The sequence below is a fragment of the Dysgonomonas sp. 25 genome (assembly GCF_010501075.1).
GTDB lineage: Bacteria > Bacteroidota > Bacteroidia > Bacteroidales > Dysgonomonadaceae > Dysgonomonas.
Map to the genome: position 1 here is coordinate 1 of NZ_QVMN01000017.1, position 21,349 is coordinate 21,349.

The window sequence follows — 21,349 nt, forward strand, 5'->3', positions numbered from 1 at the left end:
CCTTCGTCGCCGCCGAGAGCCTAGGCATCCACCTTGTGCCCTTGTTTCGCTTTTTTATTCTTTTTTGCCTTGTTGGGTTAGTATCTACTAACACCTTAAAGGCTACTCTCTACTCTACCTTTATTTTTTCTCCATCACGTCAATGAACGCTGTTGTTATACTCCCTGCTTTTTACGGCAGGTTTCTTTTTCGCTCCAAGGGATTCCTCGTCCTCGTTTGGACGGCTATTCTCCTCCGAAGCGGGTGCAAAGTTAAATAACTTTTCACGATTTCCAAACTTTATATTATCATTTTTTAAAATATTTTTTCAGCAATTCAATATCAGCCTATAAATAAAGCATATACAACGAAAAAAAATCTCCCCTTTTTAGGTGAGAGATTTTCCTGATAGTATATTTTCAGCTTCTGCTTATCGGATGAATAGCAATTCGCGATACTTCGGCAATGGCCACATTTCGTTATCGACCATCAATTCGAGCTTATCGATATGGTAACGGATATCGTCCAGATATGGCGCTACGTTATCGTGATAGGCTACTGCTTTTTCGCGCTCGCTTTCGATATTATTGGCTGCTTTGCGGGCATCAATCATTTCATGCACTTTTGCATTGATCGCATTGACATGTGTCGAAACTTTTTCTATCAACCGGAGCTGCTCTGCTCCTAATTCCCTATAGTTATCGGGGGCTATATCTTTCAGTTTAGACACATTAGTCAGCAAAATAGACTGGTAGCTGATAGAAACCGGAATAATGTGATTGAGCGCCAAATCGCCCAGCAAACGGGATTCGATCTGGATTTTCTTCGTATAGGTCTCCCATTTCACTTCGTTGCGGGCATGCAATTCTATTTCGGAAAGGATTCCCGAGAATGTCTTGATGCTTTGTTTTGAGGTATAAGCATCGAAAATGACAGGAACGCTGGTTTCGCAGTCCAGTTTGCGTTTTTTAGCTTCAGCTTTCCATTCGTCGCTGTAGCCGTTACCATTGAAGCGGATAGGACGCGATTCTTTAATATATTTCTTCAATATCTCGTAAAGGGCTTCATCTTTTGATTTCCCTTTCTTTATCAAGGTATCGACTTCTTCTTTGAAAGTTCGTAACTGTTCGGCGACAGATGCATTCAATGCAGTCATAGCCGAAGCACAGTTGGCCGAAGAGCCTACTGCACGGAACTCGAAACGATTCCCGGTGAAGGCAAAAGGAGAGGTACGGTTGCGATCGGTATTATCCAACAGGATTTCCGGTATCTGCCCTACTCCGAGGCTTATTTGCTTTTTACTGTCGACTACGATAGCGTCTTTTACCGAGCTTTTCTCAAATTTATCGAGAATATCGCTCACTTGCGAGCCTAAGAATACAGAGATAATCGCCGGAGGCGCTTCGTTCGCTCCAAGGCGGTGTGCGTTGGTAGCAGACGAGATAGACGCTTTCAGCAAAGCATTATTTTTGTGTACTGCCGCCAGAATATTCACAACAAATGTAATGAAACGCAGATTGTCGACTTTGTCTTTACCCGGAGACAGGAGGTTGATGCCCGTATCGGTACAAAGCGACCAGTTGTTGTGCTTACCCGAACCATTGATTCCTTTGAATGGCTTTTCGTGGAAGAGTATGCGGAACGAGTGCTTGCGGGCAACCTTGTCCATGATAGACATCACCAAGAGGTTATGGTCTACTGCCAGATTACATTCTTCGTAAATAGGCGCTAACTCAAACTGATTCGGAGCAACCTCGTTGTGGCGTGTTTTCACCGGAATACCCAACGCATAGGCTTCGTATTCCAATTCTTCCATAAAACGCTGTACACGCTCAGGGATAGCACCGAAATAATGGTCTTCCAATTGCTGGTTCTTCGCACTTTCGTGGCTCAAGAGAGTACGTCCCGTCAATGCCAGATCGGGGCGAACCATAAAAAGGTCTTCGTCTACGAGGAAGTATTCCTGCTCCCAACCGAGGTTGGTGATAATCTTCTTTACATCTTTGTTGAAGTAATGAACGACATCCGTCGCGGCTTTGTCTACTGCCGCAAGGGCTTTCAACAATGGAGTCTTATAGTCAAGGGCTTCGCCTGTATACGAAATAAAGATAGTAGGAATACACAACGTATCGCCTACGATAAATGCGGGAGAGGAAGGATCCCACGCCGAATAACCACGGGCTTCGAACGTATTGCGAAGTCCTCCCGAAGGGAAGCTGGATGCATCAGGCTCTTGCTGGGCAAGTAATTTTCCTTCAAATTCTTCAATCAGGCCACCTTGTCCGTCGTGCTCGACGAAGGCGTCGTGTTTCTCCGCCGTACCGTCCGTCAACGGATGAAACCAGTGTGTATAGTGCGTCGCACCGTTTTCCAACGCCCACATTTTCATGCCGGCAGCAATATGTTCCGCCAGATTGCGGTTGACCGATTGCCCTTTGTCTACGGCATCATTAAGCGCTTTGAAAGTTTCTTTTGAAAGATACTTGCTCATGGCTTTGCGGTTGAAAACCTTTTCGCCATAATAGTCCGATGTTTTCTTTTCCGGTTTCACCACCTCTACAGGCTTTCTTTCCGATGCTATTACTATAGCTTTGAATCGCAACTTCGACATAGTTTATCCTTTTTATGTATTTAATATTTATATTGAAATCTTTTTGAAACGGCCGACAGCTTCTTTCGTGTTTTCCAACGTCCCGAAAGCTGTCAGGCGCAAATAACCCTCCCCACTCGGGCCGAATCCCGATCCGGGAGTACCTACTATATTCAGCTCCTTGAGCAGGTAATCGAAAAACGCCCACGAGGTCATCCCTTTCGGTGTTTTCACCCAAATGTAAGGCGAGTTTATTCCGCCATACACCTGCAATCCCTGCTCCAACAATCCGTTGCGGATAATCTTCGCATTGTTCAGGTAGAAATCAATTGCCGCCTGCACTTCTTTTTTACCCTCGGGTGAATAAGTTGCTTCGGCGGCACGTTGTATAATATATGGTACTCCGTTGAATTTCGTCGTATGGCGTCGGTTCCAGAGTTGGTTGAGCATGACTTTTTCGCCATCCTTTTTGTAACCGTAGAGTGTCTTGGGTACCACCGTATAGGCGCATCGCGTCCCCGTGAATCCGGCCGTCTTGGAATAGCTGCGGAATTCTATGGCGACTTCCCGCGCACCCTCTATCTCGTATATGCTATGCGGAACGTCGTTTTCCGTTATAAAGGCCTCGTAGGCACTATCGAACAGGATAAGCGCTTTATTTTTCAGCGCATAATCTACCCAGATTTTCAATTGGTCGCGCGTCAGTGTCGTTCCCGTAGGGTTGTTCGGAAAACAGAGGTATATAATGTCTACCTTTTCTTTCGGCAATTCGGGCACAAAATCATTTTCGGCGGTACAAGGGAGATAAACCAGCTTGCTCCATTTGCCGTTGTGCAACTCTCCGGCACGGCCTGCCATCACATTGGTATCGATATAAACGGGATAAACAGGGTCGGTGATGGCCACAATATTATCCAGCCCCAGCATGTCGCCAATGTTTCCCGTATCGCTTTTCGCTCCGTCGCTAACGAAGATTTCGTCGGCGGCTATATCCAGTCCCAATGCTTTATAATCGTTTTCTACAATCGCATTCACCAGGAAATCATAGCCTTGCTCGGGACCATACCCGCGAAAGGTATCGGCGTTTCCCATTTCGTCCACGGCAGCGTGCATCGCCTTGATGACCGCCGGAGGCAACGGCTTGGTGACGTCGCCAATGCCGAGGCGTATAATATTCGCCGAAGGGTTGGCGGCTTTGAATTCATTAACCTTGCGGGCTACGTCTGAAAAGAGATAGCTACCCGGAAGTTTTGTATAATTTTCGTTTACTAAGATCATATATTTTAATGTGATAATGAGATAATTTGCTAATATGATAATGCAATATCATCTACTCTACTCCATTTTATAATTTCCGTTTACACGCTAATCAACTCATTAGTCAATTAGCACATTAACTAATTAAAACTCTCCCTCAAATACGGTTACTGCTTCCCCCGTCATATAGACATGGTTGTTCGTTTCGTTCCATTCTATTTCGAGGTCGCCACCTAACAGATGAATCGTTATTTTGCGGTCGCAATAGCCATTTAATACAGCAGCCACTGCGGCGGCACATGCCCCCGTACCGCAAGCCAGTGTCTCCCCGGCGCCCCGTTCCCATACACGCATATTCAACGTGTGGCGGTCTACGAGTTCGATAAATTCCGTATTCGTTTTACGCGGAAATACAGGATGCGTCTCGAATTTAGGACCAATCACGGGGAGTTCGAGTTTATTTATATCCTTCGTAAACACGACTGCATGCGGATTCCCCATCGACACGCAGGATATACGCCACGTTTCGCCATCCACATTCAGCGGATAATTCAACACAGGAGATTCATTTATGTCGACCGGAATCTGAGCGGAGTCCAGAATCGGCTCTCCCATATCGACTTTTACTTTACGCTTCTTTTCGTCGCCTTCGAGCAAGGTAATATATTTTACCCCTGCCAGCGTTTCGAGCGTTATTTCTTTTTTATCGGTGAGTTTATTATCGTACACAAATTTGCCTACGCAACGCGAAGCATTTCCGCACATTTCAGCTTCCGAACCGTCGGAATTGAACATCTGCATCCTGAAATCGCATGTCTCGGAAGGGAGGATAAGCACCAAACCATCCGAGCCGATTCCGAAATGGCGATTACTCAACCGGATAGCCAGTTCGGAGGGATTCGCAACTTTATGGGTAAAACCGTTAACGTAAATATAATCGTTGCCGGCGCCTTGCATTTTTGTAAATTTCAAACCTTTCATTTAGTCTTTTCGCCACCTTTCGGGTATTTATTCTTACAAATATCTTAATTCGAAAACAAATTTCGGACAAAATATTTTACAAAACAAATATTTGAAATACATTTTAACACGAAAACTATATTTTTTAAATACTTTTTGTCTACCACAAGAGCAAAATATATTCTATTGAATAGAATCAGCCCATTTTTTGCTCCCAATCGTCCGGCAGAATCAAGAAACCGTCTTTCTCTATCCGCAACAGCAGGCTCTTTACCCTACCCTTCATCTCCACAGGCAATGCGTAATAGCCCGATGTTATACTCATTACCGGATTCCGCTCTTCCGCCGAATTGGAAATATAAACCGTGGAAAGAACTCCGCCGTATTTCACAACCACCTTTACCCAACCGTTGCGGTAACCCTCGTCACACATGACAGCATATACCACTATCGGATTGGCTATACCGTCGCCGTTGACATCGTCGATTGAGGTATATTGCGTCAGAAAACGAATATCTATTTCGCCTGCTTCCTGCATCACCAAATCGGTCAGTTCATTCTCGGAATACATAAAACGGTCGCCCTCTACCTTGCAATAGTTGACTTTGATGATGTGATTGAACACATCGCCCTGATCATCGTAAGGATCATAAGGGATGGAAGAAAGAATGAGGGAATGCTTGCCTGTATCATCGCTATAGAAATAGACATCCCGAATATCATACGAAACCAGATTGAGCGATTTGCGCAAAGGTCCCGCAAAATACTTTCCGACAACATCTTCCGAAGACCTTTTTGCCGGCGATTCGTCGGGGCGAACCATAGCCGCGAGCTTATTTTTAATAGCCTGATTGATGCGGGCGACATTCTCCTTTTCGATTTCGTTGAAGTCGATCGTCACATTCCGCTGCAAAGGCGCATACCAGTCGAAGCCTGAAAAATACCAGTCGAGATGCTCATTCTTAAATGAGAAACCCCGGCGGGCATACAATTCGGCTTTCAGCATATTCAGTTGGGAAAGAGTTTTATGAGCCAACGAAACCGGGCGTATCAACGTCTCCGAACATTGCGAGCAGTCGGCTTGTGCGCTCAGTTTGCCTGTAAGCGAAACGAGCAGGAGAACAAACAATAATTGTATTTTCAGCTTCATTTATCTACTCATATAGTAGTAGAGGACAAAAATACTATAAAAAAATAAGGAGATAAACAAAATCTCCTTACTTTTTGTAAACATTATCACTAATTTATTTATCATATGCTTCGACATGCACCGATTTAACGGCGCGCCCCGAAGGATCTATGCGATTTTTGAACGAGGCGTCCCATTCCAGCGCTACCGCCGTACTGCATGCCACCGAAGGCACGGAAGGCACACATTGGGCTGCCGCCGCCGAAGAGAAGTGCTCTTCGTACATGGTGCGATACCAATATTCCTCTTTCGACATCGGCGGATTGACAGGAAAGCGCTCGGCAGCACGTGCCATTTGCTTATCCGTCACCTTTTTCTCTGCCATTTCGCGCAAAGAGTCTATCCAGTTATAGCCTACCCCATCCGAAAACTGTTCTTTCTGACGCCATGCAACACTCTCGGGTAGGTATTCTTCGAAGGCCTTGCGAAGGATATATTTTTCTATCTTGTCGCCCGCGCACATCTTATCCTCGGGATTGAGGCGCATGGCAACATCTATAAATTCTTTATCGAGAAACGGCACACGCCCCTCAACACCCCAAGCGGAAAGGGATTTATTCGCCCGAAGGCAATCATAGAGGTGCAATTTGCCGACTTTGCGTACTGTTTCTTCGTGGAAAGCTTTTGCATCCGGCGCTTTATGGAAATAGAGGTATCCACCGAACAGCTCATCCGCTCCTTCACCCGAAAGTACCATCTTTACGCCCATCGATTTGATAAAGCGCGCCAACAGATACATAGGCGTGGAAGCGCGAACGGTGGTGACATCATACGTCTCGATGTGGTATATCACATCGCTGAGCGCATCCAATGCTTCTTGTACGGTAAAATGTATTTCGTGATGAACCGTGCCGATATATTCGGCCACCTTGCGCGAAGCTTCCAAATCGGGCGAGCCTTTCAAGCCCACAGCAAACGAGTGTAATTGCGGCCACCAAGCTTCGGTTTCGTTATTATCTTCGACGCGGCGGGCTGCATAACGCTTGGCTATAGCCGATATAATAGACGAATCCAATCCGCCGGAAAGCAATACGCCATACGGCACATCGGACATCAACTGGCGATGTACGGCCGCTTCCAATCCTGCACGCAAGGCATTTATATCCGATTCATTATCTTTTATATGCTCATAATCCATCCAGTCGCGGTTGTACCAGCGCGTCATTTCGCCGTCCATCCCCATCAGATAGTGTCCGGGAAGGAATTCTTTAATATTCGGGCAAATACCCTCCAAGGCTTTCAATTCGCTGGCCACATAAAATTGCCCGTGATTGTCATAGCCCATATATAAAGGTATGATGCCGATATGGTCGCGTCCGATAAGGAATGTGTTTTTTTCGATGTCATAGAGGGCAAAGGCAAAAATACCATTCAGGTCTTCGAACAGGTCGACACCTTTATCTTCGTACAAAGCAAGAATCACCTCGCAATCGGAGTGCGTCTGGAATTCATACTCGGGATAGCGTGCGCGTATCTCTTTATGGTTATATATCTCGCCATTCACAGCCAATACATACCTGCCGTTTTTGCTATACAAGGGCTGATTGCCCGAATCGACGCCCACAATCGAAAGCCGTTCGTGCGCCAATATAGCCTTATCGCCACAGTAAATCCCCGACCAATCCGGCCCGCGATGGCGAATACGCTTAGCCATTTTCAAGACTTGCTTGCGCAAATCTTTTATATCCTGAGTCAGCTCGAATGCTCCTACAAAACCACACATATCTTATATTCTATTGTTTCTTAAATAATTAATCGTACAAAAAGCGCAAAACAATTTGCGCCGAACGACAAATATATATCATTTTATTTGAAAACAAAACATTTTGTCAATTATTTATCCTATTTTGATTTATTTTTATTTCATTTCATAAGCTATACCTGCTTATTTATCAATAAACCTATTATTTTCCAGATAAGAAAATTTAAGAGAAAACAGGGAATTTATTTGCATATCAGCAGAAGAATAAGTTCCTTTGCATTGTCAATCAATACAAACAGCGTGCTAAATAACAAAAGAAACATAGACACTATTCTGGTTAATATATTGTATATAAATATAATATATTCCAATTATTCCACACACACACACACACACACACACGAAATATAGTCAATATTTCGGATTAATCAAAGGTTTTAAGGAAAAAAGTTACTTCGCCCTGCGGGCAGTTAACAGTGAGCAGCACTATTCAGTCAACAGTTATCAGTCAACAGTCAACAACAATACTTTGTCATGCCGACAGCAGGAGGCATCCCGTCGCGTTATTGGAAAGAGATGCTTCGCTTTCGCTCAGCATGACAAGGCTATTGGCTATCAGTTAATGGCTAACAAAATTAATGTCTTAATGTGTCAATGTGTTGATGAGCTAATTAAAAAGCACCTCTTCACTATGGGACTATCCGATATTAGCATATTACCACATTGTCTCATTATCATATTACTAACTCATAAATTAACATCATTATGAAAAGAACTTTGACACAGGCTATTATGACATTAGCCTTTCTTACAACAACAATCTGCCTGCAAGCACAGGTGACTATCGGCAGCACCGAAGCTCCCATACAGGGCGCACTCCTCGATCTGAAAGAAAGTGGAACAACAACCAAAGGACTGGGACTACCACGCGTAAAACTGACTGCCATGAATGACATTACCAATGGCGATATAACAGGAGTGACAGCCACGAATGCCGATGACCATATCGGCCTGCTTATATACCATATCGGCGAACAAGCTTGTGAATCTATCCCTTCTGGTATTTACGTCTGGGATGGAGAACAGTGGCAAGCGATCGGACAAACGATCGATGGCTATATGTTTACCGACAGCCGCGACGGAGAATCATATTGGGCAGGCAGTTTCGGGGCAGCTGGTGATTGGATGTTGGAAAACTTGAGGTATTTGCCTACAACAGCGGATTTCACACATACAGCAGCAGTTTCAACTACAAACAAGTACTATTGTTACCCGATGAAAGGCGCACTATTTGCAACCTACAACCCAACGCAAGCGCAAGCGGATTGGGAAGCCCAATGGGGATTACTTTACAACTGGCAGGCAGCGACTAATGGAGAAAACGCTTCAATTTTAAATGAAGGTCAAGGGCAACTCAACGAAGGGCCGGCAACCCCAATACAAGGTATTTGCCCTTCAGGCTGGCACCTGCCAAGTGACAAAGAATGGAATGAGTTGGAAAAAGTGCTGACAGAATCTGCAGACCAATATGCATCGGGCAGCTACACAAGCGCCGACAAGACATGGCAAAGCGCGTGGGAAACAACCAGTGGCGCCAGAGGAAATACCCAAGGGATAGTGATGAAGTCTATCTGCAAGCCTTCCGGATCCACTACTGAAACTGGCGGAGAGAGTTTTCCTGTTTACAGGAGCGGATTCAACGCCATCTTGCTTGGGATGGCAGATGATAATCGTTGCGAGGAATTTGGCAGAAGTGCTTATTTTTGGAGCAGCAGTTCACTAGCAACTAATAGTGCATGGGGGAGAGTAATAGGTTATGATTATGATATGGGAATAAAACACTCTTATCTTCGTCGAGGCCTTGGCTCCGTCCGCTGCAAGAAGGATTAATAATTCACCCCCCTGCCCCCTCCACAAGAGGGGGGGGGGGATAAAAAAGCCTCCCCCAATTGGGGGAGGTTGGAGGGGTGCGTTAACAGATATCAACTAAAATTATCTATACAGGGGAATATTCTGCAAGGAGTGTTTCCCTGTGTTCTTTGGCTTCTGTCATCCCGATGCGCAGCGAGGTATCTTTCCATCAATGGCGTGAGATGCCTCACCAAAGGCTCGGCACAACAGAAAAGAAATGACAAGACAAAAAAAACGCTGTATTGCGTAATATATGTCAAGAGTGTCAAGTTTTAACTAAATTTCGATTGATAATCAACGAAATAGTTTTTTGACAAAATTTGACAGCTATATTATTCCTGTAAAGAAATTCTTCGTGGTTGAAAAAGGCAGAAAAATGCATTTCATGAAAAAAAGTTGACACGCCTGTCTATATTTACACAACCCGAAACACAGTGAGAAATGACAAACTAAAAAACACTGTATCGCGTCATATTTGTCAAGTTTGCAAAGTTTTCGATTCCCTTATGCAATATATGTCAGACAAATAAGTTAATTTTGTAACTGGTATTTATATATAAAACGAACTTAACAAATGAAAAAGTATTTTTTACTTGCAGCTTTACTGACTACCGCAATGCTCGGGTTCAACTCTTGCGGAAGCGACAATGACGACGACAACACTGTACGCCCGATAACGGAAGGTACATGGGAAATAAAAAACCGTTTCTTCACGACCAACTACAAAGATTCTGCGGACAATTTCGATGCACGCATCAATCCGTATTTTGTAGCCGAAATGGATACAACAAAAATCGAACAGTTTTTCGAAGACAGGGAATATGAAAAATATTCCGAAATAAATACGAAAAGAAATTCGGGTACAACATTGACCAAAACTTACAGCTGGCTTATCCAGTCCTTCGAAAGCGAAGCGGCAGGCGTACCGAACGACACGCTCTACCTCATCAATCCTTTCACCAGCGAAACGATGATGAAAGGGCGGATGAAGCTCAACAAATATACGATGACTATAGAGTACAAGGTAGATTTAGGCAATGCTACCAACATATTGATAGATCAGTATATAGATCCGAATATCCTCAACCATTACCAATATATCGAGGGGAAATATACGGTTCAGATGCAGCGTAAATTTTAATATTCAAAATTTTAGCTGATTTCGCTTTGAAGATTCGGGACAAATTTATTATCTTTGCAACCCGATTGCCAATAGGCCAACAAGTAGCCGGACATAAAAACCGCTCGCCTCAGGCACATAACCTGTAAATATAAAAACAGATGTACGTTATTGTAGACATTCAAGGTCAACAAATGAAAGTTGAGAAAGGACAGAAATTATTTGTCCACCGCATCAATGCAGAACAAGGTTCGACAGTCGAATTCGACAAAGTATTATTAGTCGATAACGACGGAACAGTAACAGTAGGAGCCCCTACAATAGAAGGCGCAAAAGTTGTGCTCGAAGTAGGCTCACAGGTAAAAGGCGACAAAGTCCTCGTATTCCACAAAAAGAGAAGAAAAGGATATCGCAAGTTGAACGGTCACCGTCAACAATTTACAGAAGTTACAGTTAAAGATATTATTGCTTAATCAGTTAAAATCGTAAGAAAATGGCACATAAGAAAGGTGTAGGTAGTTCGAAGAACGGACGCGAATCGCATAGTAAACGATTAGGCGTTAAGGTATTTGGTGGCGAAGTTGCCAAAGCCGGTAATATTTTGGTTCGCCAACGTGGTACAACACACCATCCGGGTGAAAATGTAGGTATCGGTAAAGATCATACATTATTCGCTTTGATTGACGGTGTAGTAGTTTTCCGCAAGAAACAGAATAACCGCTCATACGTATCGGTTGTTCCTAAACAAGCTGAAGCTTAATAAGATACACGCTATAATTGAAAAAGGATATCCGCTTGGATATCCTTTTCTTGTTGATTATCATCACTTTACCTCTATCTCATCTATCAGGATATAAGGCCTGTATCCCTTCCCGTCGTGCCAATCGGGGATATAAGGCGTCTTGTTCACTCGCACACGCAAGTAACGTGCCTTGGCAGGCTCAGCCTTAGCCTCCATATCCACCCTTCCGGCAAAGACCGATTCAGGCACCTTTACGGCAGGGCTTTGGGCAAAGTCCTTATAGGACTTCCCATCCTCCGAAGCATATACCTGCAACCCTGTCGGGCCGAATATCCAGTCGTTGGTATCGATGTATGTGCCCACCTTGACGGACGACACCTCGGTCATCTCGCCCAAGTCGATATAGAAGTCCATATAATCCATATCACCCACAAAGCCTACCCATTGCTTGTCGCGGCTCGAGTTGATACCATGCTGCCCGTTGAGCAGCATCTGCGGTGTACCCCGCATATCAAAGACCTTCACAGGCGGGACGCTCGACGTTATCGACTTAAAGGTAGCCTTATCCAAGGTAAAGCTCGATGAATAGACCTCACTTGCCGAGCCGTCGCGGATTGCAACTGCTTTCAGCAGCGCCGTCTCCTTCAGTTCTACCGGGGCGGTATAGCGTGTGCTGTTAGCCGTCGGCTCGGTTCCATCCAATGTGTAGTAGATAGGCGCATCGTCTATCGTCCACAGCGAGACCTTTACAGACTTGTTCGGCGCATCGTTCTCCACCTCCGATTGGATATCGAAGATATAGCGCGCATAGGTATAGCCGAATTGGTCATATAGCTTAGTGAGTGGGTAGAGACGCTTGGTGAAGTTGTCATAGTTCTTCTTCTCGGGTTGTGTCCATTGCACTTCGGACAAGGCTGCCAGACGAGGGAGCAACTGGTACTCGACGCGTTCGGTAGTCTTGATGTATTCTGTCCAGATGTTCGATTGAACCCCGATAATATGCTTGCGCAGCTCTTCTTTCACCTCGGCAGGAATAGGCTCGTAGTTATAAACCCGCTCGACAGGGATATAGCCACCGATTGCCAAAGGCTCTTTATCATGTTTCTCAGTCTGGTAATAGTCGAAATAGAGATACGGGCTCGGCACCATTATAGCGTCATGTCCGAGATTGGCAGCCGCTATACCGCCTTCCGTTCCGCGCCACGACATCACCGTAGCATTCGGAGCCAAACCACCTTCGAGAATCTCGTCCCAGCCGATAATCTCACGCCCTTTGCTGTTGAGGAACTTCTCTACACGGGCAGTGCAATAGCTTTGTAGCTTATCTTCGGCTGTGTGATGCTTGTCTGCTTTCAGTCCAAGCGCTTTGATACGCGCCTGGCATTTAGGGCAGGCTTTCCATCTCACACGCGGACATTCATCTCCTCCGATGTGGATGTATTTAGACGGGAATATCTCAACTATCTCAGCATATACGCCTTCTAAGAACTCGAACGTCTTCTCGTTGCCGATACAAAGCACATCGTCGAACACGCCCCACAATGGCGAAACGGCATAAGGCCCTCCCGTACAACCCAATTCGGGGTACGTCTCCAAAGCAGCCAGCATATGTCCCGGCATATCTACTTCAGGGATGATGGTAATATGCCTGTCGGCAGCATAGGCCACGATATCTTTTGCCTCTTCCTGCGTATAGAATCCGCCATAAGGCTCTCCGTCATATTGGCGAGGCTGATCATTGTAATGCCCGACAAGGGTCTCTTTCCTGTTTGCTCCTACCGTGGTCAGTTCGGGATATTTCTTGATTTCGATACGCCAGCCCTGATCGTCGGTAATATGCCAGTGGAAGCGGTTTATATTGTGCAAAGCAAGGATATCGATGTACTTCTTGACAAAATCTGTGGGAAAGAAATGGCGTGCACAATCGAGCATCGCTCCACGATAGCCGAAACGGGGATAATCTGCAATAGAAACAGCCGGAAACTCAACCTGAGCAATAGCCTCCTCTGCCGGAATGGACTTCCTCAACGTCTGAATGCCATAGAATACGCCGGCATCGCTCGCTCCCGATATTTTTACCAGATCTTTATCTATGATTAAGGTATAGGCTTCGGTATTGTCGTGCTTCAAATCCGAAGTGAGTAAAATAGCGTTCTTATCTTGCGGCGTATCTGTCACCTCAAAGGTCATTCCCGTTGCGAGATTCAGATATTCGGCCAGAAAACCGGCGGTCTTTTTCAGTCTTTCATTTCCTGCAGGATAAACAATCGCAGTGCTGTTGTCCAACATAAAAGAATTTCCATCGGATAATGCCACCTGTTGAGGCAAAGGAATTACCTGATAATCGGCCGTAACGGTTTTTCCTCCACACGAAGCAAAGAACAAAACAGCCGTAAATACAGATAAAAGGAATAGGCTTAATTTCTTCATAGTTAATTATTAATTTAAGATTATTTATAAAGGTTTGAAATTATAAAGATTTTAATTATTAGCCAAGAAAAGAGATAGTTATTTAAAAAATAAAATAAACAATCGAATGTTATTATAATATTTTAATATAACACATTGCAACGTATTCTCTAATCTTTATAGGCTTCATCAGGAATGTCGATCTTATCTATTTCCCACAAAGCCATACACTTGTCGCAGAATCGGCCATTGATTTCAGTCGAATTTTCATTAATCACAAGCATTGGCTCAGGAAAGTTAAACGGTTCCAACTGCAAGTTCAACGCTCTCCACTCTCCTGTTGGAATATCGAAATTAACTGTATGATTTGTGAAAGTCGTTGTCAGCAGGTACTTTGCTCCGGATGCTTTCATGTTCCTTATCGATTTATATATATTCTCGAAAGAGAGATGTACCAAACAATCACGGACAAATAGCATATCTGTTTTTGGCAACGCATCCGAGATCAGATTTAGGACCTCAAATCGTATATTATCAGCCGTATACTTCCCTCTCACTTCATCTATCAATTGTGGCACAATGTCAGCACCTATATAATTGACTCCCTGTAAATTCACATACTTCATCCAGTTAAAATCCCCGCAAGGAATATCCAACATCGACTTTATTCCCATTTCCTTCAGAAGTTTACTTAATTCCCCAATTAATTTCTGTGTCTGCACGAGATCGGAGCCCGGCCCTGAAATACTTTCTTCACTCGACCAATGGTTGCTTTCGTATATATTCGTGAAAATCTCAGAAGGCTCCATTCCTTCAAATGTTGATTTAGAATAATGGCATTGTTTATACCATACGACAAACCTCTTGGGAAGTAATTTTATCAATTTTCTTCTCATTACAATTATAGTTAATTATTATTCTGTGCGGACCAACGACCTTCCGCATTTGATTTCCTATTTACTTATTCTATTTTGATATTCCCGCCGTTGAGGGAGGTGAAAGTTAAGTGTGTTTCTAGTTATTTGGGGAAAAGGATGAATCGTTATCGATTCAAAACAGCTCGATAATATACGCCGTCTGAAACTCTGCACCTGCATCCAAACGGTTTATCCAGTCGCGATCTTTCAATTCGCCGGTATAGTCTACCCTGTCGCAGCGTCCGTACCACGGCTCGATGCAGACAAAGGGACAATCACCTTTCTGCGACCAAAGCCCAACCAACGGGGCATCGAAAGACATCGCTAAATAAGGGCGCTTCTGTTTGTCCAACAAGGTTACCTTTTTGACTTGGCTATTCTCCAGAATCAAAGCATCCTTGTCAAAAGTATGGGACGTTACAGGCAACAATCCGTCCTCTTCCAGCGGCAAGGGGTATTCGATACCTGCTTCGACGCAGCCTTTCTCTTTGATCAGGTTATAAGATAAGCCTGCCGGTTTGTCGAAAGCAAAGTAGCCTCTCTCCGCATCAGCAGGATTGAAATCGGGGTAGTAGAATGCCGGATGAGCGCCTATCTGAAAGTACATCGGGGACTCGCCCACATTCTTCACTTTCCAGATAACGGCGACCTTATTCTCTTCGAGCTTGTAAGCTATGCGCAACTCGAACGGAAAAGGGTATGCTGCCAATGTCTCCTCATCGTAGCGCAACAAGTAGGAAACGGCAGAAGAGGTTTCCTGCTCGAGGCTGAAACGGCAATCGCGCGCAAATCCGTGCTGAGACATTTTATATACCTTCCCTTCGTGACGGTACTCACCATTCCAAAGGCTGCCGACAATAGGGAAGAGAACGGGCGAATGACGCTTCCAGAAAGCAGGATCGGCTTGCCAGAGATATTCTTGTCCCGTCTCGTTGTTTACGATACTGCTTAATTCGGCACCCATCGAATCGATCTGAATGGTCAGGCGCTTATTGGAAAGAGTCTGTTTCGATTGTTTCATCATGGTAATATCTGACTTGGAGGCATAAATGCAATGGTGATATGATTGTACCCCATCGAACGCAGCAAAGGCGTGAGCAGGGTTACGGTATTCTCGTATGCAGCATTCTGATAGTCCAGCTTCTGCGCTTGCTCGCGGAGGTACTGTTCTGCCTTGCGGTAGGCATCGTCAGCTATCTGTTCGGACTCCCATAAGCCATATTCCATGTTGTATATCTTCGAATCGGAGTGATTGATACTCACATGATGGATAACGGGACAGGGTAGGCGCAGGTTGATATAGTCTCCTCCCGTCTTGATATCTTGGGGTTTCAATTGCGTCAGGTCGATAGCAACCGTTACCTCGCCCGAAACTATCATGGCTGTTTTGGCATTGGGGAGCCATTGCCTTATCTTCTTGTATTCTACAATGTCTTTGATGTTGTACCTGACAACCTCGAGGGTGCCAAGACGTTCGATATTCTCGACAATCGCATTATGCGAAGTCTCCGTTCCGGCTCTGTCGGAGGAAAAGGACATTATCATATACATCGCCAGTATGCCCGCCAGCAATCCGAAAACGAGGAATATGATGTTGCGATTCTTCATCCGTTACGGGGTTATTATTTGAAAGAGACTTTATCCCATGTGAAGGTCTTGGAATCGAGCAAATAAGGCTTCAGCGCCTTATAGTCATCATCGTTGAGATAGCCTTCGATATCTAAAACCATCTTCAGGGTATAGTCGTTCGGAGCGAGTATCATTTCCTCGGGATTGATGTCTATCACCGAAACAGCCGCTTTGAAGTCTTCGCTATTGCGATCGGCATCCGGTTTGATATACCAATCAGAAGTCAAAAGCGGTAGCAAAGTGCCCTTATCTATCGGAGCCCATTTGTCGGTATAGAAAGCTATTTCGCTGTCGCAGATTCCTGTACAGAAAGTCTTTACAACACAGATTATCTTCGAGTCGTTAATCAATGGCAACAACTTTATCTGTATAGTAGCAACATCGGAAGTCTCTATGGCAATGAAGTCGTCCGAGATGGCTGTTCGCTTGATTTCTTCGTAAAGATTATTGTCGATAATGCTCAGGGCTGTATCTTTCGGGTTCGATACCAAACGGTTCTTTTGCTCGACAGTCAGCCCGAAAATAACATCGGCAGGGACGTTATTGAAAACATCGGTGATGTTCTGCCCGGAAGCAGTCAGTATAGTCAAAACCAATAAGGATAATATGATAGAAAATCTTTTCATTGTCAATCTGTTTATTTCGAAGTCAAATATACGGAAAACATTCATAGAATCATATATCTGTGCTGCATCTTGTAATTATTTAAGACGAACCCTTGTTTTTAGAGAGACATTATATATCTTTGAATCAACCAATAATCAAAAACCAACAAAAAAATCGTTTAACCCATACACTTAACATACAGACTACATGATAAAGAAACCTCTACTCATAATGACTATAATCATCTGCTCGCTGGCCTCGCTCAAAGGGCAGTGCACGTCAGATTATAAAGAACTATCCGAATTTGCCTCGGACACTACCGCTTTCGTCCAGTACAATTTCAAGGAAAGGGCAAATTGCTACGTGGGCAAGACATTAGAAGACCTACTGGAAGACTTACAGATAACACCTACCATATCGGGTATGGGCTTTACATTGGGCGAAGGGGAGGAAATCTCTTTCACCAGCCTGCGCCTATATCTCAACAGGAATAGCGGGGCAAACAGCCTCTATATACAAATCCGCTGGAAAGAACCCGTTACCCTGAACAGCTACATGAAAAACCTGTTCAGGAAGTATGGTGTCAACAGTTGGGGACCACGTTACAGGCAAACTTTCGGGACATACATCATCCAAGATGTAACGACTGGCCCGGACTACAAATAAGCGGCTAAGCAGTACCTAAATAAAGGAATATCATCCCGACAAAGATAAGCCCGAGATCGATAATCTTGGCTTTGAGGTTCTTCTCGTGAAAAAGAAGGACACCGCCTGCAAAAGAAACGAGCACACTGCTCCGGCGAACCATCGATACGACCGAAATCATCGCATCGGGATCGGTCAAGGCATAGAAGTAAATAAAATCGGCCGCCGTCAGGAAAAGGGCTATCAGCAGAATACTCCACCGCCATTGGAAGGGCGTAGTCGTTTTCCTTTTAGGGAACCACAGAAAAAGCAGGATAATACCCATCATCAGGCACTGGTAGAAGTTGAACCAGAACTGTACGGAAGTCGAGCTGAACTGCTGCATCAGGAATTTATCGTACAAACCGCTGGATGCTCCCAGAGCCGCAGCCAGAACGGCAAAGAGAATCCACTTGTTATGGGCAAAGCGGATGCCTTCTTTCCGCCCCGAAACGGAGAGCAGGAAGAACGAGACAATGGTCAGCAATACGCCTATCCATTGGTAAAGATTCAGCCGCTCGCCAAAGATAAGCATCGCACCGACCAGCGTCATCACCGGGCGGGTAGCATTGATAGGTCCCATAATGGTGAGGGGCAAATGTTTGATGGCGAAGTAGCTCAATATCCACGAGCCAAGGACGATCATTGACTTCAGGAAGATATAGCCATGCGTCTCTATCGAAACAGCAGGCACAAAGAAGATAGTCCCCTCCAACAAACCGGGCGACACCTGCGAAAGAATGGTTATAGGGGCAAGCAACAATGTACAGAACAGCACATTAAAGAATAAGACGGGAATGACTGCATTCCCGTTCACTGATTTCTTCTTACTTATATCATAGCATCCCAAGAAGAATGCCGAAGCAAATGCCAGTATCAGCCACATTTAGTCTCTCTCCTTCTTCAGCATAAAGTTGAGCCATGTAAAGCCTATGATACCCGACACGAGAGAGGCCAGCATAATCATCAGTTTCGACTCGTTGATATGGTGCGCATCGCTAAATGCCAGCAAGGTGATAAATATCGACATAGTGAAACCGATTCCTCCGAGCATACCCGCACCCAGCAACTCTTTCCATTTCATTCCTGCCGGCAATTTGCACAGGCGGCTCTTCACCGAAAGGAAGCTGAACAGGGTGATACCTATCGGCTTACCCAATATCAGCCCGAAGATAATACCTAAGGTATAAGGCTCTCCGATGGAATCGTCCCAGTTGCCCTCTATCATTATGGCCGTATTGGCTAAAGCAAACAGGGGCAGGATAAAGAAAGCGACGGGATAGTGCAAGGCGTTCTGCATCTTCTGCGAGAGGCAGGTTCGGTCGCCTTTCTTCAATGGGATGGTTATTGCCAGCAATACCCCTGCGATGGTCGCATGCACACCCGAATGGAGCATAAAGAACCACATAAGGATGCCTCCTATCACATAAGGTACGAAGTTGCGGACGTTAAAGACCTTATTCAACGAAAGCAGCAGGGCAAAGATGCCTAATGCGATTCCGAGGTTTATCCACGTCAAATCCGAGGTATAGAAGATAGCAATGACAATAATCGCACCCAGATCGTCGATAACAGCCAAGGCCGTCAGGAATATTTTGAGCGACAGCGGAACCCGCTTACCGAGCAACGAAAGAACGCCCAGCGCAAAGGCAATATCGGTCGCCATCGGAATACCAAAGCCCGATTGCGTATCAAGTCCGTAGTTGAAATACATATAGATAGCTGCCGGCACGAGCATCCCGCCTAAAGCGGCAGACAAAGGCAGCATGGCGGTTCGCACACTCGAAAGTTCGCCCTCTTGCACTTCCTGTACCAGCTCGAGCCCAACAAGGAGGAAAAAGACAGCCATCAATCCGTCGTTGATCCAATCGGCAAAGCTATGTACGCCGAGGTGAAACTCCCAGATATCCAGATAATGCTGTCCTATACTGGAGTTTGCCAGCAGGAGCGACACCAATGTGCAGACGATAAGTACCAGTCCGCCTGACTTTTCGCTTTCGAGAAAGCCTTGTAATGTATGTTTAATCTTCATAATCGAATATATCTTTGGGGTATTCTATCTCTTCCAGAAAAAGTGCCTGCCCAGGCACGGATGTCCCGGCTTTGCAGCGATCTTTGGCTTCTATTATCTCACGAAAGCCGTCTTCGTCGAGCTTGCCCCTTCCCACTTCGAGCAATGTGCCTACAATAGAGCGCACCATATTGCGCAGGAAGCGGTCGGCTTTGATAGTGAATATATAATCGTTCTCCACTTGCTCCCATCGGGCATGCAGTATCTTACAGTTGTTCGTCTTTACATCCGTATGCAGCTTGCTGAAACTGGTGAAGTCGGTATAATCGAACAGAATAGCAGCACAACGATTCATCGCTTCCATATCCAGCCGTCCATATATCTTATACTTAAACGGGTGCAGATAAGGATCTTTCACCGTAGTGAAATAATAGCGGTAAAGGCGCGAAGTAGCATCGAAACGGGCATGAGCATCGGGTTTCACCCTCCTGATATGGTAGATAACAATATCTTTGGGCAGGATACCATTGAGCCTATCGGTCAACTGATGCACATCCGCGATCGGTGCGGCATCGAAATGGGCAAACATCGCGCGGGCATGCACGCCTGCATCCGTCCGTCCTGCGCCTACAATAGGAGTAGACACCCTCAAGAGCGTTGTCAATGCATTCTCTATCGTTTCCTGCACGGTGGGAGCATTGGGTTGTATCTGCCAACCCGAATACTTCTCTCCATTATATGCCAGACAGATAAAATACCGGTTCATCGTACTGTGATATGAAAACAGGCCTGTTTACGTTCGTGCTTCACATAGCACCTATCCCGCTGGCGCATATCGTGCAGCACCTGAGCCAATACGAATTTCAATTGCCATGCTTCTAACTCGCGCTTATCCAACGGATCGACTTTTTCGTAGCGCGACCACGATATATCGAATGTCGTAGCATAGCAATGTACCGAGTTCTCGCTCGCATTCACATTGCGGCGCCTTAGCTTCTTCACATCCTCATCGGTGCGTGTTACGCTTGTCACAATCGGCTTATATAGAGGCATATTCTTACTGATAAGCGAATCCCTGAATACCACACCTATATCGGCCAGCAGAAACGAAGCCTTAGGGACGAGGTAGGGTATCGAATGGGTTAGATCATCCACTTTGAAAACTTCCAATTCCTGCGGCACACGTATCAATCGCCCGATGTGTTTGGACGTATCGGCACGCATAGTCAAAGGCGGAATACCATTCTCTTCGGCAGCAGCCATATGTAAGTCGGGCAGATCGTTGAAATTCACCCCGTAGCCTTTCTTAAACTGGGTATATACCTTCGGCTCTTTTATCTCTCCCTTGGCCAGTTCGTCCATAAAAGGAGGTTGTTGTGCAGAAGAACTTTCGCAGGAGGCTAAAGAGGCAGCCAATAAGAATAGAAGTAATTGCCAATATTTCATTTATCTGTATTGTGTATAGAGAATATTATGGAGGGACAAAGATAGTAAAAAAAGAAAAAGGAGCATCCAATTCGGATAGTCCTTTCCTTCATTAATATGTTGTCTGGTCCTAAAATAGCGTTACATAAAAAAAGTAATGTTATGGAAGAAATTAAGAATGAGTACGTAAGGCGTACGCAAAGGGATTATAGTGTATC

The 21,349-nt window shown here is 45.1% G+C and carries 19 protein-coding genes; 5 read left to right on the forward strand and 14 right to left on the reverse strand.

Annotation, left to right across the window (positions count from 1 at the left end; translation table 11 throughout):
* Positions 1-409: 409 nt before the first annotated feature.
* From D0T66_RS15810 to asnB, 5 genes are all read right to left on the reverse strand, one after another.
* Positions 410-2,590 carry a glutamine synthetase III gene (locus tag D0T66_RS15810; RefSeq protein ID WP_163358271.1) on the reverse strand — a complete coding sequence of 727 codons (2,181 nt, stop codon included), beginning with the start codon at positions 2,588-2,590 and terminating at the stop codon, positions 410-412.
* 27 nt (positions 2,591-2,617) lie between these two features.
* On the reverse strand, positions 2,618-3,847 hold the full coding sequence (locus D0T66_RS15815) for an LL-diaminopimelate aminotransferase (protein ID WP_163358272.1): 1,230 nt from the start codon (positions 3,845-3,847) through the stop codon (positions 2,618-2,620).
* A gap of 123 nt (positions 3,848-3,970) precedes the next feature.
* Positions 3,971-4,807 carry a diaminopimelate epimerase gene (gene dapF / locus D0T66_RS15820; protein ID WP_163358273.1) on the reverse strand — a complete coding sequence of 279 codons (837 nt, stop codon included), beginning with the start codon at positions 4,805-4,807 and terminating at the stop codon, positions 3,971-3,973.
* Between the two features lie 175 nt (positions 4,808-4,982).
* The gene (locus tag D0T66_RS15825; RefSeq protein ID WP_163358274.1) at positions 4,983-5,936 is read right to left on the reverse strand and encodes a YARHG domain-containing protein; all 954 of its coding nucleotides are present in this window, start codon (positions 5,934-5,936) and stop codon (positions 4,983-4,985) included.
* A gap of 94 nt (positions 5,937-6,030) precedes the next feature.
* A complete protein-coding gene (asnB, locus tag D0T66_RS15830) occupies positions 6,031-7,698 on the reverse strand; it encodes an asparagine synthase B (RefSeq protein ID WP_163358275.1) in 1,668 nt (555 codons plus the stop codon).
* 744 nt (positions 7,699-8,442) lie between these two features.
* On the opposite strand from asnB, the gene D0T66_RS15835 reads away from it, so the two are divergent.
* The 4 genes from D0T66_RS15835 to rpmA all read left to right on the forward strand — a co-directional run bounded on the left by D0T66_RS15835 (position 8,443) and on the right by rpmA (position 11,468).
* Positions 8,443-9,567 carry an FISUMP domain-containing protein gene (locus D0T66_RS15835; protein WP_163358276.1) on the forward strand — a complete coding sequence of 375 codons (1,125 nt, stop codon included), beginning with the start codon at positions 8,443-8,445 and terminating at the stop codon, positions 9,565-9,567.
* A gap of 595 nt (positions 9,568-10,162) precedes the next feature.
* Positions 10,163-10,729 (forward strand): hypothetical protein, encoded by a 567-nt coding sequence (locus D0T66_RS15840; protein WP_163358277.1) that lies wholly within the window; start codon positions 10,163-10,165, stop codon positions 10,727-10,729.
* Between the two features lie 140 nt (positions 10,730-10,869).
* Positions 10,870-11,181 (forward strand): 50S ribosomal protein L21, encoded by a 312-nt coding sequence (rplU, locus tag D0T66_RS15845; RefSeq protein ID WP_163358278.1) that lies wholly within the window; start codon positions 10,870-10,872, stop codon positions 11,179-11,181.
* A gap of 20 nt (positions 11,182-11,201) precedes the next feature.
* Complete coding sequence (gene rpmA, locus D0T66_RS15850; RefSeq protein WP_163358279.1) at positions 11,202-11,468, forward strand: 50S ribosomal protein L27; 267 nt, start codon at positions 11,202-11,204, stop codon at positions 11,466-11,468.
* Positions 11,469-11,531: 63 nt separating this feature from the next.
* Here rpmA and D0T66_RS15855 read toward each other — a convergent pair whose 3' ends face one another.
* From D0T66_RS15855 to D0T66_RS15875, 5 genes are all read right to left on the reverse strand, one after another.
* Positions 11,532-13,880, reverse strand: a complete 2,349-nt coding sequence (locus D0T66_RS15855; RefSeq protein ID WP_163358280.1) for a family 20 glycosylhydrolase — start codon at positions 13,878-13,880, stop codon at positions 11,532-11,534.
* A gap of 149 nt (positions 13,881-14,029) precedes the next feature.
* Entirely contained in the window at positions 14,030-14,755 is a 726-nt protein-coding gene (locus D0T66_RS15860; protein ID WP_163358281.1) for a class I SAM-dependent methyltransferase, read from the reverse strand.
* Between the two features lie 154 nt (positions 14,756-14,909).
* A complete protein-coding gene (locus tag D0T66_RS15865) occupies positions 14,910-15,797 on the reverse strand; it encodes an aldose 1-epimerase family protein (protein WP_163358289.1) in 888 nt (295 codons plus the stop codon).
* A complete protein-coding gene (locus tag D0T66_RS15870; protein WP_163358282.1) occupies positions 15,797-16,384 on the reverse strand; it encodes a DUF4230 domain-containing protein in 588 nt (195 codons plus the stop codon). Before D0T66_RS15870 ends, D0T66_RS15865 begins: the two co-directional genes overlap by 1 nt.
* A 14-nt stretch (positions 16,385-16,398) precedes the next feature.
* Positions 16,399-17,031, reverse strand: coding sequence for a DUF3256 family protein (locus tag D0T66_RS15875; RefSeq protein WP_163358283.1), 633 nt, complete (start codon positions 17,029-17,031; stop codon positions 16,399-16,401).
* 187 nt (positions 17,032-17,218) lie between these two features.
* Between D0T66_RS15875 and D0T66_RS15880 the strand changes: the two genes are divergently transcribed.
* Positions 17,219-17,677: a hypothetical protein gene (locus tag D0T66_RS15880; RefSeq protein ID WP_163358284.1), complete on the forward strand. Its 459-nt coding sequence runs from the start codon at positions 17,219-17,221 to the stop codon at positions 17,675-17,677.
* Positions 17,678-17,681: 4 nt separating this feature from the next.
* Here the strand turns inward: D0T66_RS15880 and D0T66_RS15885 are convergent, their stop codons facing one another.
* Genes D0T66_RS15885 through D0T66_RS15900 form a run of 4 tightly spaced genes read right to left on the reverse strand, consistent with a single transcriptional unit; the run spans position 17,682 to position 21,152 of the window.
* Complete coding sequence (locus D0T66_RS15885; protein WP_163358285.1) at positions 17,682-18,581, reverse strand: DMT family transporter; 900 nt, start codon at positions 18,579-18,581, stop codon at positions 17,682-17,684.
* Positions 18,582-19,727: a Na+/H+ antiporter NhaA gene (nhaA, locus tag D0T66_RS15890; protein WP_163358286.1), complete on the reverse strand. Its 1,146-nt coding sequence runs from the start codon at positions 19,725-19,727 to the stop codon at positions 18,582-18,584. It abuts the gene before it with no gap.
* Entirely contained in the window at positions 19,717-20,472 is a 756-nt protein-coding gene (gene truA / locus D0T66_RS15895; RefSeq protein ID WP_163358287.1) for a tRNA pseudouridine(38-40) synthase TruA, read from the reverse strand. The genes nhaA and truA overlap by 11 nt, the downstream gene beginning before the upstream one ends.
* Entirely contained in the window at positions 20,469-21,152 is a 684-nt protein-coding gene (locus D0T66_RS15900) for a DUF5715 family protein (protein ID WP_163358288.1), read from the reverse strand. Before D0T66_RS15900 ends, truA begins: the two co-directional genes overlap by 4 nt.
* Positions 21,153-21,349 lie beyond the last annotated feature (197 nt).